The organism is Pseudomonadota bacterium, assembly GCA_016195085.1.
Classification (GTDB): domain Bacteria; phylum Pseudomonadota; class Alphaproteobacteria; order SHVZ01; family SHVZ01; genus JACQAG01.
The window spans coordinates 131861-146487 of sequence record JACQAG010000048.1; the positions used below are offsets into that span (position 1 = coordinate 131861).

Annotated in this window: 15 protein-coding genes; 5 read left to right on the forward strand and 10 right to left on the reverse strand. The window is 65.9% G+C overall.

What is annotated here, in order from left to right; translation table 11 throughout:
* Positions 1-2: 2 nt before the first annotated feature.
* The 7 genes from HY058_15310 to HY058_15340 form a co-directional block, all read right to left on the reverse strand.
* Positions 3-1082, reverse strand: coding sequence for a carbohydrate ABC transporter permease (locus HY058_15310; protein ID MBI3498664.1), 1080 nt, complete (start codon positions 1080-1082; stop codon positions 3-5).
* Positions 1079-1999, reverse strand: coding sequence for a sugar ABC transporter permease (locus HY058_15315; GenBank protein ID MBI3498665.1), 921 nt, complete (start codon positions 1997-1999; stop codon positions 1079-1081). Before HY058_15315 ends, HY058_15310 begins: the two co-directional genes overlap by 4 nt.
* Before the next feature lie 119 nt (positions 2000-2118).
* Positions 2119-3483 (reverse strand): sugar ABC transporter substrate-binding protein, encoded by a 1365-nt coding sequence (locus tag HY058_15320; GenBank protein MBI3498666.1) that lies wholly within the window; start codon positions 3481-3483, stop codon positions 2119-2121.
* 128 nt (positions 3484-3611) lie between these two features.
* Positions 3612-4346: a DUF2181 domain-containing protein gene (locus HY058_15325; protein MBI3498667.1), complete on the reverse strand. Its 735-nt coding sequence runs from the start codon at positions 4344-4346 to the stop codon at positions 3612-3614.
* A 99-nt stretch (positions 4347-4445) separates the two neighbouring features.
* Entirely contained in the window at positions 4446-5336 is an 891-nt protein-coding gene (locus HY058_15330) for a TauD/TfdA family dioxygenase (GenBank protein ID MBI3498668.1), read from the reverse strand.
* Between the two features lie 32 nt (positions 5337-5368).
* Positions 5369-6307 carry a pseudouridine-5'-phosphate glycosidase gene (locus HY058_15335; GenBank protein ID MBI3498669.1) on the reverse strand — a complete coding sequence of 313 codons (939 nt, stop codon included), beginning with the start codon at positions 6305-6307 and terminating at the stop codon, positions 5369-5371.
* A 2-nt stretch (positions 6308-6309) separates the two neighbouring features.
* Positions 6310-7437, reverse strand: coding sequence for a winged helix-turn-helix transcriptional regulator (locus HY058_15340; protein ID MBI3498670.1), 1128 nt, complete (start codon positions 7435-7437; stop codon positions 6310-6312).
* Between the two features lie 172 nt (positions 7438-7609).
* Between HY058_15340 and HY058_15345 the strand changes: the two genes are divergently transcribed.
* From HY058_15345 to HY058_15365, 5 genes are all read left to right on the forward strand, one after another.
* Positions 7610-8551, forward strand: a complete 942-nt coding sequence (locus HY058_15345; protein MBI3498671.1) for an oxidoreductase — start codon at positions 7610-7612, stop codon at positions 8549-8551.
* A gap of 81 nt (positions 8552-8632) precedes the next feature.
* Complete coding sequence (locus tag HY058_15350) at positions 8633-9676, forward strand: ABC transporter substrate-binding protein (protein ID MBI3498672.1); 1044 nt, start codon at positions 8633-8635, stop codon at positions 9674-9676.
* A gap of 37 nt (positions 9677-9713) precedes the next feature.
* Positions 9714-10775 carry an ABC transporter ATP-binding protein gene (locus tag HY058_15355; GenBank protein MBI3498673.1) on the forward strand — a complete coding sequence of 354 codons (1062 nt, stop codon included), beginning with the start codon at positions 9714-9716 and terminating at the stop codon, positions 10773-10775.
* Positions 10772-11647: an ABC transporter permease gene (locus tag HY058_15360; protein MBI3498674.1), complete on the forward strand. Its 876-nt coding sequence runs from the start codon at positions 10772-10774 to the stop codon at positions 11645-11647. Before HY058_15355 ends, HY058_15360 begins: the two co-directional genes overlap by 4 nt.
* Complete coding sequence (locus HY058_15365; GenBank protein MBI3498675.1) at positions 11647-12429, forward strand: ABC transporter permease; 783 nt, start codon at positions 11647-11649, stop codon at positions 12427-12429. Before HY058_15360 ends, HY058_15365 begins: the two co-directional genes overlap by 1 nt.
* A gap of 28 nt (positions 12430-12457) precedes the next feature.
* Here the strand turns inward: HY058_15365 and HY058_15370 are convergent, their stop codons facing one another.
* From HY058_15370 to HY058_15380, 3 genes are all read right to left on the reverse strand, one after another.
* On the reverse strand, positions 12458-13318 hold the full coding sequence (locus tag HY058_15370) for a phenylalanine 4-monooxygenase (protein ID MBI3498676.1): 861 nt from the start codon (positions 13316-13318) through the stop codon (positions 12458-12460).
* A gap of 53 nt (positions 13319-13371) precedes the next feature.
* Complete coding sequence (locus tag HY058_15375; protein ID MBI3498677.1) at positions 13372-13725, reverse strand: TfoX/Sxy family protein; 354 nt, start codon at positions 13723-13725, stop codon at positions 13372-13374.
* A 155-nt stretch (positions 13726-13880) separates the two neighbouring features.
* Positions 13881-14627 (reverse strand): flagellar motor switch protein FliG (locus HY058_15380; GenBank protein MBI3498678.1); only part of this gene is annotated, 747 nt, incomplete at its 5' end.

Consider the following 14627-nt stretch of genomic DNA (forward strand, 5'->3'; position numbering starts at 1 on the left):
GGTCAGCCTTTGATTCCGCCGATGTTCATTTGCGTGAGGTAGCGCTGGGTGAAGGCGTAGAGGACGACGCTGGGCAGCACGTAGAAGACGCCGACGGCGGAGACCATCGCGTAGTCGACCCCCATCATGTCGTCCTGCATCCAGAAGAGGTAGAGGCTCATCGTCCAATTGGCCTTCTCGATGAGCAGCGTGCGCACGAACACGTATTCTTCCCAGCCGCGCAGGAAGGCGAACACTCCCACCGCGAGCATTCCGACCTTCACCTGCGGCAGGACGACCATCCAGAACGCTTGACGCCGCGAGGCGCCGTCGGTCATGGCGCTCATCTCGATGTCCCAGGGCACGGCATCGAAGAAACCCTTCATGACGAAGATGGCGAAGGGCAGCTCGAGCGCGGCCACGACCAGAACGACGCCGGTAATGGTGTCGAGCAAGCCCACCCAATAGAGCAGCAGGAAGATCGGGATCGTGAGGGTGAGGAGCGGGAAGGCTTGCAGGATCAGCAGGCCCTTCAGATAGGCCGCACGGTGCCGGAAGTCGTAGCGAGAGAGATAGTAGCCGGCGAGCGTGCTGGAGACGACGACCAGCGTCATCTGAATGAGGGCGAGCGCCAGCGAATTGAAGAACGCCGTCCACACGCTGGGGAACTTGGCGCCGACGCCGGCGGTGCCGGTGACCCGGTCGGCGATGTTGGCGCTCCACAGGAAGCGCCAGTTGTTGAGGTTGAGGTGAGGGACGGTGACCCAGCCCAGCGCCGCCAAGGTCGCCAGGCCGAGTGCCATCTCCAGCCGAAACCGCCGTTTCTCGTCGTCGATGCCGGCGCGCAGCATCGACCAGAGGAGGAGCGCGGGGAACACCACCGCAAGCGTGCGCCAGAGCACGATGGTATCGGCTCCGGCGCGGCCCGACAGCGACACCGTCACCAGCCAGAGATAGGGGATGACGATCGGCAGAGAGCCCAGGACCAGCACACAATAGAGCAGCACGACGGTCGCCCGCCGACGCAGGCGGCCGCGCTCGGCCAGCCGCTCCCACTCGCGGGCCGGCACGGGTGCGGGGATGGCGGCAGCCGCGCTGGTCATGACACCTCGATGCGCGGCTTCTGCAGGAGCGCGCGCATGTCGAAGAAGCGCCACAGCACGAGGGCCACGACGATCCCGGCGGCCACCAGGCCCAGCGCCAAGGCGGCACCATAGGCGTATTGCCCGTTGCCGAAGGCGCGGTTGTAGACGTAGAGGGCGTAGACCGTGGTGTCGTAGAACGGGCCGCCATCGGTGATGAGCCAGATGTATTCGAAGCTGACCAGGAGCGCCAAGGCCTGGTAGAGGGTGACGAAGCTGAGCTGCCAGCGGATCGCCGGCAGGGTCACGTGGCGGACGATGGCGAGACCGCCGGCGCCGTCGACCCGTGCGGCGTGGAACAGGTGCTCGGGGATCGAACGGATGGCGCTGGTGAAGATGATCATGCCGAAGGACGCGCCGACGAAGCCGTTGGCGAGAATGACCACCAGCATCGGCGCGTCGCTCTTGAGGTCGAGGCGCGGCATGCCGAGCCCGACCAAGATCTGATTGAGCAGCCCGTAATCCGTCGGCGCCACCACCCAGGTCCACAACAGCGCGTAGACGACCGAGGGACTCATGCGCGGCAGCAGCCACACGGCGCGGAAGAAGCCGCCGGCGCGCTCGGGCAAGGCGGCGGTGAGCAGCGCTAGGATCAGGCCGTAGGTCACGTTGAAGATCGCCAGCGTGCAAATCACGTAGGTCAGCGTCGTTCCCATGACGCTGAGGAGCCGGCGATCGCCGGTCACGCGCAGGACGTTCTCGGTGGTGAAGCCCGTAACCTTGAGATTGCGTCCCATATCGGTGAACGCCAAGCCGAGGTCGACGATGACCGGCCCGAGATAAAACAGCGCCAGCAGCAAGGTCGCCGGCCCGAGAAACAGCAGCCGGTCGATGCGCTGGCGCGACACAGCGCCGATTCTGTTGGGTTTCAGTGCCATGTGTTCGCTAGTGAGGCCAAAGACCCTCACCCGCCTCGCTATCGCTCGGCACCCTCTCCCGCATTGCGGGAGAGGGACGGGGTGAGGGTCTTATCCTTGATGCTACGCGCTAGATCCGCTCAGCCCACGATCTTGACGTCGTTCTTGAGCTGGTTGTTGATCTCGTCTTCCATGAAGTCGACCGCCTGCGCCGGGGTGAGCCGGCCGGTCTCCACCCCCTGGAGGGCCTTGAACAGGATGCCGTTGTAGCGGCCGAACTCGGGATGGTTCGGCATGAAGGTGGCGCGCGCCAGCATCGGCATCGCCGCTTGCAAATACCAGGCCTTGACATAGTCGGGCATGCCCGCCGCGCCATTCATGATCGCGGTGTGGGCCGAGCTCGAGGCATGCTGCACGTTGTAGAAGGGCAAGCTCGCATAGGCGACGAGCTGGGCAGCGAGTTGCGCCTTCGCCGACTTCGGGTTCACAACGTAGACGATCGGGTGCGAGAGATTCTTCGGCTCGCCGCCTTTGACCGCGGCCGGCGCGTGAATCCAGCCGATCTTCTTGAAGTACGCATCCTTGTCGTTGGGCCAGTTGGCGCCCTTGGCGTCGCCGAGTTGCCATTCGCCCACCGCCCACACGCCCTGGTGATAGATGAAGGTCTTCTCGGTCTTGAAGCCGCCCTGGATCTCATCCCAGTTCATCGCCGTGTTGTTCTTCGGCGTGACGCCATTGGCGGCGTTCCAGGCGAACCACTCCAGGCCCTTCTTGATCTCGGCCTTCGGGAACAGGAGCTTGCCCGAAGCGTCGTCCAGGAACTTGGCGCCGAAAGCAGCGAAGGTCATCAGGTAGTCCGGACCGGAATTCGGCCGGTGGATGATGCCGATCTGGGCCGCACCCTTGTCGACCACTTCCTTGGAGAGCTTGGACAAGTCCTCCATGGTGAACTCGCCCTTTTCGACCATCGCCGGGAGACCGTCGACGAAGCTCTCGGGCTTGCCGATCTTCCGCAGCATGTCCTTGTTGTAGAAGAACATGCGGATCTCGGAATCCTGCGGAATGGCGTGGATCTTCCCCTGGTACTTGGTCGAATTCCACAAGGCCGGAATGATGTCGGCGAAGGCCCACGGGTTGGCCTTCACGAATTCTTCCAGATTCATGGCATAGCCGGACTTGGCGAACTCGCCGACCCATTCATGGGCGGTGACGTAGACGTCCGGCCCCTGATTGACCGAGAACGCCTTCAGGATCTGGAGCGCATCGTCGTCATAACCGGTGGCCGGTCCTTCGAAGACGTCCACCTTGACCGTCTTGTCGCTTCCAGCCGCCTTGAGGGCGGCGTTGAGCGGGCCGGCGGCGGCGACGATGTTGGCGGTGCGCAGCGGCCCGGATTTGTCGGCGCGCGACCACAGCTTGACGACGACCTCTTCGGCCTGGGCACAAGGAGCCTGCGCCAGCGCCACGCCGCCGGCGACCAGCGCCGCGGCCAGAATTCTCAGCATTGCCATGTCCAATCCTCCCACTTCCGGCCCACCATTGCGGCGGGCGGGGCTACGCCGTTGTATCGGCGAGCGATGACAGGATAATGAACCGCGGCGCGGGCCTGTCAACAAACTGTCATAAGTGGCGTCTAGCGAAGCGGATGCCCTTGCGCATCGATGAGATCGTAGAAGCTGCGCCTGGGGTCGGTGAGGCGGCGGGCTTCGGCGGGGGTGACGAGGGGATCGGCGCGGCCGTTCCACACGGTAATCCATGCGCCAGGGGCGGCCTGTAGCCGAGCCACGGCGCCGGAAGAGGCCGCGATCGGGGCGGCGCGGAGGCAAACCGTCACCCTTCCGTCGACCGGGGCCGCCAGACGCAGCATGTCGAGGGCCATGGCCTCGCTGTAGGACCCGCCGGCGACAGGGCCGGTGGTCCAGCCGAGCGACAGGACCGCCTCCCTGAACGCCCCACACCGGGCAATGAAGCCGGCGGCCTGGAACAAGGACGGGTCTCCGCCGGGACCCGGCAGAACATCGGCATTGAGCATGATCGGGATGGCGAGCCGCCCCGCCGCGCGCATGGAAGTGAGCTTGGCGAGACAGGGATCGACGACTGCGGGGTGCTTGAAATCCAGCTTGGCGCCTTTGCCCCCGCCGGCGACCGCTTCGATCCAGGCTTCGAAAGTAAGATCGCTGGTGCTGGCCGGCGGGTGCGCCATCATGACGCCGCCGGCTTCCGGCAGCCAGGAGATGTCGGCCTCGATCACATGTGTGTCGGCGTCGCTGAGATAGGCATCCAGGGCGGTGCTGGAATTGACGCCATGGGCCCAGTTCATCTCGCCGGGTGTGCCAAGGCCGAAGAAGGCGGGGATGTCAGACAGCATAAGCGCGTGCGCTCATGCGCTGCCTCGGCGAGAGTCGACGCCGCTGCCGGCGAGCGAGGCCGATTGCGGGTGCGCTGAGCTCCGGGCGGGCTCCGCTTCTCATTTGATCGACGCGCGGTTGCTCCAGCCGATCGGACGTTCGCCGATCACTGTCGTGCGATAGAGCAGCCGCTGCCACCGGTCCATGTCATAGGGCGTGGCCGTATGCATGACCATGCGATTGTCCCAGATCACGAGATCGTTGACCGACCATCCGTGCCGATAGAGAAAGCGCGGCTCGGCGATGAGGTCATAGAGACGCTTGATAAGCGCGCGGCCCTCCGACGGCGTCATGCCGTTGACGCCGGTGCAGTCGTCGAGGCCGATATAGATGCCTTCTCGGCCGGTCTCAGGGTGAATCCGCACCACGGGATGCGCGCAATCCGGGTTCTGAGCGCGTTGCTCCGCCGATAGCGGCGGTTTGTTCGGCTCGCGCCGTGTCTCGTACAGGGCCACGTAGCTGTAGTTCGCCGTGAGCGGTCGGATCCGGTCCCGCTCGTCTTCGGAGAACGACAGGAAGGCCTGCTGGACGCTGGCGAAGAGCGTGTCGCCGCCCTCCGGCGGAACCTTGACGCCGTAGAGCGCGGTGTACGCCGAAGGGCGCTCCTTGTAGCTCAAATCGGTGTGCCATCCATAGCCGTCGAAGCGGCTACCGAGCGGCCGCCCGTTCTCCACGATGTTGGAAAGCACATAAATGTTCCGGAAACCCGGCAGGGTGAACTTCCCAAGAACGGGCGTCTCTGGCTCGCCGAACAGCCTTGTGAAGGCGAGAAGGTCGTCGGGGGACAAGTCCTGGTCCTTGAAGACGAGGACGCCGCGGTCGAACAACAGCGAGCGCACGGCTTTCGCACCGGTTTCGTTGCCGATGCGCTTGACGTCGAAGCCGCGGATCTCCGTCGCCAGATGGGCGGTGAGCGGCCGCACGACGGCTCCTTCCGGAAGGGTGATCATGGACGGAGCCTCCTCTCGATGGAAATGGCGCCTCAATTGCCCGAGGCCGCCAGGCAAGCGGCGATCTCGGCCGCGAGCGCGGCGTTGCTGCGTATGAGCGCGATATTGGCGGCAAGGCTGCGGCCCTGGGTCAGAGTGTTGACGCGCGCCAAAAGGAATGGCGTCAGCTCCTTGCCGACGACGCCCGACGTCTCCGCCTCCAGGCAGGCCTCGGCGATGCAGGCCTCCACCAGCTCTGCCGGGAGCGCTTCGGCTTCGGGCAGCGGGTTGGCGACGAGAAGGCCGCTCGGTAGACCGAGCCGGAAATGCACTCCGATCACGCGGGCAATCTCGGCCGCCGTCTCGAAGCGGGCGCCGATGCGCCGACCGCTGGAGCGGACGAAGAACGCCGGGAACTCGTCGCTGCGATAACCCAGGACCGGCACGCCTTCGGTTTCCAGGTACTCAAGCGTCTTCGGGATATCGAGGATCGATTTGACCCCGGCGCAAACGACCGCGACCGGCGTTCGGCCGAGCTCGGCCAAATCGGCCGAGATGTCGAAGCTCGATTCGGCGCCGCGGTGGACGCCGCCCACGCCGCCGGTCGCAAAGACGGGGATGCCGACCTTGGCGGCGATCCGCATCGTCGCGGCAACCGTCGTTCCCGCCGAAGCGCAGCAGACGATCGCCGTGGCGAGGTCGCGGGTGGAGGCCTTGATCACGGTGCCGCCGCCCCGCGCCAAGCGCGCGAGGGTCGCCTCGTCGAGGCCGACACGTATATGCCCATCCACCACCGCGATCGTTGCCGGAACCGCCCCCGCGCGTCTGACGGCTGCCTCGACAAGCTGGGCGGTCGCGAAATTGTCCGGATAAGGCATGCCATGGGTGATGATGGTCGATTCCAGCGCCACCACCGGCCTGCCCGCCGCCAGCGCCGCCCGCACCGGCTCGTGGATCTCGATGTCGCTCGGGCTCGCGACCAACCCCTGCATCCTTAGATCTCCGCCGGAGCCATTTGGGCGATGCGACGCATGCTGTCGGCGAGATAATGCGTCGAGAGCTGCGGGTGCACTGTGGCCTCGGTCTCGGTGGTGAGTGCTGCCAACAGCGCGCCGATCCTGGCCGCGGCAACATGATCGTCGCCGCTGAGCATGCGATAGAGAGTGCCGGCGATGAGCGCGTCGCCGGCGCCCGTCACATCCATGGCGGTGGCCGGCACTGCCGGGATCGCGGTCCGGCAGCCGGCGGAGTCGACCAGAAGCCCGCTTGCGCCTTGGGTCAGGATCACCGTTGCGGCACCTGCATCGCGGAGCGCCGCCGCCGCCGCTTCCGCGGTCGCCGCAGCGCGTCCATGGACCGCGTTGAAATAGGCTTCCGCCTCGTCCGTGTTCAGGAACAAGAGATCAATCCCATCCAGCTCCCGCGGCAGGCGCTCGGCCTTCGGCGCCGAAACGGGGTCGACGGCAAGGCGAAACCGCGCACCTCGACGGCGCGCGACCAGCGCCGCCAGTACCGGGGCCGGCAGGTTGCAGTCGGCAAACACCCAGGCGGCGGACGCCAAATGCGGCCACAGCCGCTCGAGATCGGCGATCGTGATCGCATCGAAGATGTCCATATCGGCGATGCCGAGGAAGAGCTCATGGTCAGGCCCGAGCAGCGCTGCGTACTCGCCCGTGGAACGGCCGGCCGCGACGATGACGCCTGCCGTGTCGACACCTTGGTGCTGAAGATGGCGGATCAACGCGCGGCCGTTCTCGTCGTCGCCGACCATGGTTGCGAGGCTGACGCTGACGCCGAGCCGAGCCAGGTTCTCGGCGACGTTTCTCGCCACGCCGCCGAAGCTGCGCCGCCCTTCGACCGGGTTGGAGGTGCCAAAGCGCAGCGGCCCGTGCGTCAGGTATTTGCGATCGATGGTGGCGCCGCCGAGGCAGGCGATCCGATTCGCCTCGGGCAGCACATAGGCGCGGCCGAGAATGTAGCCCTTGCGCGCGAGCTGCGTGATGTGCGCGGCCACGGTCGAGCGGGCGAGACCGACGGCATTTGCAATTTCTTGCTGGCCGGAGAAGGGATTGCGGGCAACCGCCGCGAGCACGGCACGCTCCTGATCGCCTAAGTCGTCCATGGCCTCTGGGTGGGCTGCTGGGGCAGTTGCCCTAGATGGCCAACAACAGACGAGCTTGTCAACGACTGTTTGTCGAGATACCGTCGTCGCCCTGGGTGCCGCCTGCGCGCGCGGGGCATCGAGACCCTGACGCGTGGAGGCAGTGCGCGAGACCATGGAGCCGCGGTAGGCCATGCATTCGTCCCGGCGATCACCGGCGATCCCGCTGATCGACATCGCACCCGCGGTCGCCGGCGGCGCGGCCGAGCGGGCGGTCGATGCGGTCAGAGAGGCCTGCGGGCGGATCGGCTTCTTCCTGGTGACCGGCCATGGCGTGCCGGAGCCCAAGATCCGCAGGCTGCATGATCGGGCGCTCGCCTTCTTCGGGCGGCCGGATGCGGTGAAGCGCGGGCTCCCGCAGGGCGCCGCGCAGCAGGGCGGGGCCATGTTCGCGCCCGTCGAGGACGAGGCGCTGGCGGCCACCCGCGGCGTGGCCACGCCCGGAGACTTCAAGGAGAGCCTCAACTACGGACCCCGCCTGATGGGTGCCCCCTGGCCCGATGATCCCGCCGGACTCCGCCAAGCCTTTGAGGCGTACTTCCTCGAAATGGAGCGCCTGGCCCACTGCCTGCGCCGGATCTTCTGCCGGGCGCTCGGCCTCGCCGAGACGTATTTCGAGCCATCCTTCACCGATCATCTTTCCGCCCTCAGGGTCATCCACTATCCCGAGCAGGCGACGGCTCCCCGCCCGGGTCAGCTCCGGGCCGGCGCCCACAGCGATTACGGCTTTCTCACCATTCTCTGGTCGGACGCGGCTCGCGGTGGCCTGCAAGTGCGCACGCGGGCGGGCGAGTGGATCGACGCGCCGGTCGTTCCCGGCGCGTTCGTCGTCAATATCGGCGATGCGCTCATGCGCTGGACCAACGATGGATGGGTCTCGACCCTGCATCGGGTCGCCAACCCGCCGAAGACCGGAATCAGCAGTCGGCGCGTATCGATCCCATTCTTCCTCAACCCCAACGAGGACACGGTGATTCGATGCCTCGAGCTCTTTGCCGGGCGTGGCGCCGGGTACGAGCCCGTGACCTATCGCGACTACATCCAGCTGAAGACGCGGCAGGCCTTCGGTGCTTAGGGTGCTGAGGCAGCCCGCGCGCCGCGGCGGTCGAGCGAGGCTCTGTCCGCCTGGCAATCACCGATAGCAACGAGACGAGGGATGGCAATCATGCAGGCTACACGACGGCAGGTGATGGCAGCTCTGGGCGGGCTCGCGGGACTGGGATTGTTCGGCCGCTGCGCCCGGGCGGCCGCGGACGACACGCTGGTGATCACCACGCTGGGCGGCGTCTGGGAGCAATTCTGGCGGCAAAGCGTGGCGCCCGCCTATCTCAAGCACCGCAATGCCGAGATCATCTTCGACGTCGGCAATGGCCGGGTCTTCACCGCCAATTTGCGCACCGCCGGCGACAAGCCGCCCTATTCCTTCGTGATGACCAACGAAGTCTTCGGCTCCGCCCTGCGCAAGGAAGGCTATTTCGAGAAGCTCGACCTGTCGCTAATCCCGAACTACCGAGACCTCTATCCCGTGTGCAAGATCGCAGGCGATTGGGCGGCGACCTGCACCATCTCGCCGATCGGCATCGGCTATCGGACCGATTTGGTGAAGACGCCGCCCAAGCGCTGGCGGGACCTCTGGGAGAACCCGGAGTTCCGCGGCAAGATCGGCCTCTACAACTTCGCCAACAGCGCCGGCAAGATGACGCTGCTGCTGGCGTCGCGGATCTTCGGCGGCGATCAGCGCAACGTCGACGCGGGCTTTGCCGCCCTGGGCAAGCTTGACCGCGTCATACAGGTCGACTTCAACCTGTCCACGATGATGGCCTCGGGGGAGATCATCGTGGCGCCCTTCGACGTGGGCGAGATCGTTCGCTTGCGCAAGCAGGGGCTGCCGGTCGCTTGCGCCGTGCCGGAAGAGGGCATGCTGGCTTTCGACCAGACCTTCAATGTTTGCCGAAACGGCCCGGCCAAGGCGCTCGCGTACGACTACATCAATTTCATGCTGTCGCCGGAGATACAGACGTTGCTTGCCGGCCAGTTCTACACCTCGCCGGTCAATGCCAAGGTGGAAATGACGGCGCAGCTCAAAGAGGACGTTCCGATCAACGGCGACGGCATGTCGCAAATCCTGTCCTGGGACTGGGACTTCGTGAACGAGCACGCGACGGAGTTCTCCGAGCGGTGGGCGAAGACGCTGCGTTAGGCCGCTTGCCCAGGGCGACGGCTGGGCCGACTCTCCCATGACCCGAGTCTCACTCGACGGGCTCGTCAAGCGCTACGGTCCCGTCCGCGCGCTCGACGGAATCTCGCTCGAAATCGTGGACGGCGCCTTCGTCTCGCTGCTGGGACCCTCGGGCTGCGGCAAGACCACGACGCTCAAGCTCATCGCTGGCTTCGAGGCCGCCGACCAAGGCTCGATCTGCTTCGACGGCGGGGACGTCTCCCGTGTTCCGGCCGAGCGTCGAAACATCGGCATGGTCTTCCAGAACTATGCGCTCTTTCCCCACATGACGGTGGCGGGCAACCTCGCCTTCGGACTGGAGGTCCGTCGCGTCGCAAAGCCGGAGATCGCCAAGCGCGTCCGCAGCGTGCTCGAGACGGTGCAGCTCGCCGAACATGCCGAACGCTATCCGCGTCAGCTGAGCGGCGGCCAGCAGCAACGCGTAGCGCTGGCTCGCGCCCTGGTGATCGAGCCGCGCATCTTGCTGCTGGACGAGCCGCTCGCCAATCTCGACGCGAAGCTGCGCGAGGAGATGCGGGTGTTCATCCGCGATCTGCAGCGGCGGGTGGGCATCACCACGGTCTATGTCACCCACGATCAGGCCGAGGCGATGACCATGTCCGACCTCGTGGTGGTCATGCTCCATGGCCGGATCTCGCAAGCGGGGCCGCCCGCGGAGATCTACGAGCGGCCGGCCTCGCTCGAGGTTGCGCGGTTCGTCGGGCAAGCGAACCTGATCGAGGCGCGCGTCATCTCGCGCGCCAACGGCGGCTGGACGTTGGCGACACCGCTCGGGCTGATGACGCTCCCCGGCGACCGGCAACTGGCCGAGGGTCAGCGGGCGATGGTCGTGGTGCGGCCAGAATCGATCGCCATGGCGCGGCCTGAGGCCGGAGGGGCCGGATGGTCCGGGCGTATCGCCGCCCGGTACTACTCCGGCAGCGTCGTCGACTATCGCGTCATGCTCGACTGCGGCACGGAGCTGCACGCGCAAGCAGGGTCGGGCATGGGCTTCTCCGAAGGCGACCCCGTGCGCGTCACGGTACCCGACGACCGAATCTGGGCGATTGCGGCGGCATGAACCCGACCCGCCAGAGCCCCATCCACCTGAACCAGGTGCGGCGCCTTTCGCTCATCGCCCCGGCCGCCGTGCTTTTGGTCGCCTTCCTCCTCCTGCCTTACCTCAACATCGTCCTCATGAGCCTCCGTCCGCCGGCCCAAGGCGCGCCTTACGGCGCCGGCTTCACGCTCGCCAACTACGCAAAGGCGCTCACCGATCCCTACTACCTCGGCAACCTCTTCGGCACCCTCTGGGTCGGTGCCGCCACGACCGTCGCCTGCCTCGTCCTTGGATTCCCGGTCGCCTGGCAGCTCGCCCGCGGCGCCGGGCGATGGCGCGGCCTCTGCTACGGCATCGTACTGTCGCCGCTTCTCGTCGGCATCGTCATCCGCAGCTTCGGGTGGACGATCCTCCTCGGCAACAACGGCCTCATCAATCGGGGGCTCGTCCGTCTCGGCGTGATCGAGGCGCCGCTGGCGCTCATGTACAACGGCCTTGGCATCGTGATCGCGCTCACGCACGTGTTTCTGCCATTCATGATTCTGCCGATCATGGGCGCGATCCAGGGCATCGATCCGGCATTGGAGACGGCCGCTCGCTCGCTCGGCGCCGCGAGGATGCGAATCTTCAGGCGGATCGTCTTTCCGCTCGCCATGCCCGGCATCCAATCCGGCTGCATCCTTGTCTTCGTGCTGGCGATCAGCAGCTATGTGACGCCCGTGCTGATCGGGGGCATGCGGGTGAAGACGCTGGCGGTGACCGTGGTGGACACTCTCATCGACGCCTTCCAATGGCCGTTCGGCGCGGCGCTGGCGCTCATCCTGACGTTTGCGGGAGCCGCTTGCGTCGCGATATTCGCCCGGGCGACCCGGATGCGCTGGGCCGTCCTCTAATGGCTCGGCTCGGCTTGGCGACGGCTTGTGGGCTCGTCTACTTGTTTCTGTTGGCGCCAATCGTTGTCGTGGCGGGAGCCTCGTTCAACGCCGGCGCCTTCCTCACATTTCCGCCGCAAGGCGTGTCGCTGCGCTGGTACGACACCTTCTTCCACAATGAGGTATTCCTGCGTGCGATCCGCACGTCGGTGCTGGTGGCCGCGATTACGACCGTGATTTCGGGCACGATCGGCACGGCGGCGACTATTTTCTATGTCCGCTACGCCGGCCGCCAGCGCGATTGGGTGCGCTTGGCGTTGCTCTCGCCGCTGCTCCTGCCCGACGTGCTGACGGCGATTGCGCTCTTGTTCTTCTTCTACACCATCGGTTTCGGCGGGCGCGGGCTCGCCGGCATGGTGGTCGGCCATGTGCTGATCACGCTACCATTCGTCTTCTTGAACGTCTCGGCCTCTCTGGACGGCCTCGATGAGACCTACGAGCTGGCTGCGCGCAGCCTCGGCGCGGGGCCGCTGCTGCGGTTCCGCCGCATCGTGCTGCCGCTGATCAAGCCTGGAGTAATCGCCGGCTGCATGTTCGCCTTCATCGTGTCGTTCGACACGTTCTCGATCTCGTTCCTGCTGAAGGGCATCGGCGGCAGCACCCTGCCCATTCAGCTATTCGACTATCTGCGCATGAATTTCACGCCTGAAGCGGCCGCGGTCTCGACCCTGAGCATCGCCTTGACCATCGCCGTTGTGGTCGTGGCGGAGACCGTGCTCAAGCTCAGGATCCAGCGGTTCTGAGCGACCGCTCGGGCGGCGGCGCGTCCAGCTAGACTGGGCGGTGTCGCCGGCCGCTGCCGCGATGCAGCACCTCGTCCGTCGACAGCACATCGCCCGGCTCCAGGTTCGAGCGCCGGGCGAGCTCGCGATAATAAGGGGTGAAGTCGGGACGCGTCGCGTCGAACAGCTCCTCGAAATCGTCGATGACGAAGTAGGTCTCTTGGAAATCATCGATCCGATAATTGGTGCGCATGATCCGCAACAGATCGAAGCGGAGACGATTGGGGCCCGGATCGTCGAGGGCGTAGACCGACTCGCCCTTGCTCGAGACGATGCCCGAGCCATAGATGCGCATGCCCGCATCGGTCCGCATCAGGCCGAACTCGACCGTGTACCAATAGAGCCGCGCCAGATTGTGCAGGCCGCCGAGCCGCAAGGCCTTGATGCCGCCCTCGCCATAGGCCTGCATGTAATCGCCGAACACCGGGTGCACCAGCAAGGGCACATGGCCGAAGACGTCGTGGAAGATGTCCGGTTCCTCGATGTAGTCGAGCTGGTCCGGCCGGCGGATGAAGCAAGTCGAGGGAAAGCGGCGGTTCGCCAGATGCTCGAAGAAGATCGCATCGGGCACCAGCCCGGGCACGGCGACGATGCGCCAGCCCGTGCGCTTCTGCAGCACCTCGTTGAGCCGGCGGAAATCCGGGATGCCGTCGGCGGCCACGCCCAAGGCCGAGATGCCGTCCAGGAATTCAACCGCGGCGCGGCCGACCAGGAGCCGCTGCTGGCGCTCGAACAGCGTGCGCCAGATGCCATGCTCCTGGGTGGTGTAGGCGCCGTGGTCCTGCTCGATCGTGTAGTCGGCGCGGGTCGATGCTGGCCGCTGGGGATTCTGCTTCTGGGCGAGCGCCATGGGACTCTACCCCTTGGTCGATAGACCCATGTGAGGCCGAATGCCGGCGGTTTTCAAGTGCCTCGGCGGCGATTCGGCCGCTTCGATCGCCGCACCCGGAGGGCGGCGGCCAACGCCAGCTCGGCCCAGGGCCTGAAGGCTTCGGCGTCGTCCAGAGCCTCCTCGGGCGGCATATGGAAGCCCAGGGAGTAGTCGCTCTTTTGGCTGGGACGAAACGCTGCCAGGGAGCGCTCCTCGAAGCGGGGCCGGGTCTCAGGATCGGTCTTGAGATAGAGCTGATCCTTCCAGACGATTGCGACGAAGGCACCGTCGAGATAGACGCCGTGGCCGCCGAACATGCGCCGCATCGAGACATGCCCGAGGGGCGCCATCAGCTCGCCGATGAGTGCCAGAAAGCCCTCGCTCATGGGCCCGCCACCGTCGAGTGTCGGCGAAGACGTCGTTGCCCGTGTCGTCGACCACGATGAAGGCCGGAGGCCGCGACAATCTGCAGGGGGCCAAGCATCGCTCATATTTAGCGCCGACGCGCACGCACGTACATGCCGGCGCGTTTCCGGGCCAATTAGTACACGAGCTCGTTGCCGTCCTGGCCGTCGGAGAAGGTGATGTCGCCGCGCGAGGCAAGGTCCTTGGCAAGCTGCACCATATTCATCTGGGCCTCGTCCACCTCCTTCAAGCGGATCGGCCCCATGGAAGCCATATCCTCGCGCAGGAGCTTGCCGGCGCGCTCGGACATGTTGGAGAAGAACAGGTCGCGGAGCGTCTCCGAGGCGCCCTTGAGCGCGATCGCCAGCTTGCCCTTGTCCATCGTGCGGAGCAGCGTCTGCGCCCCGCTCGGGTCCAAACGGGACAGATCCTCGAAGGTGAACATGAGCGCCTTGATCTTCTCGGCGGAATCCTTGTTGCGCTCGCCCAGCGCCTCGATGAAGCGCGCTTCGGTGGAGCGGTCGAGGCTGTTGAAGATCTCGGCCATCATCTCGTGGGTGTCGCGCCGGCTGGTGCGCGCGAGGTTGCTCATGAACTCGGTCCTGAGCGTGCGCTCGACGTCGGAGAGCACGTCCTTCTGCACCGCCTCCATGCGCAGCATGCGCATCACCACTTCCATGGCGTAGTTTTCCGGCAATAGGCCAATGACCTTGGCCGCGTGCTCGCCCTTGATCTTGGCGAGGATCACGGCAACGGTCTGCGGGTACTCGTTCTTGAGGAAGTTGGCGAGGACGATCTCGTTCACGTTGCCGAGCTTGTCCCACATGGTCCGGCCGGCCGGACCGCGGATCTCCTCCATGATGTCTTTGCCGCGGTCGCCGCC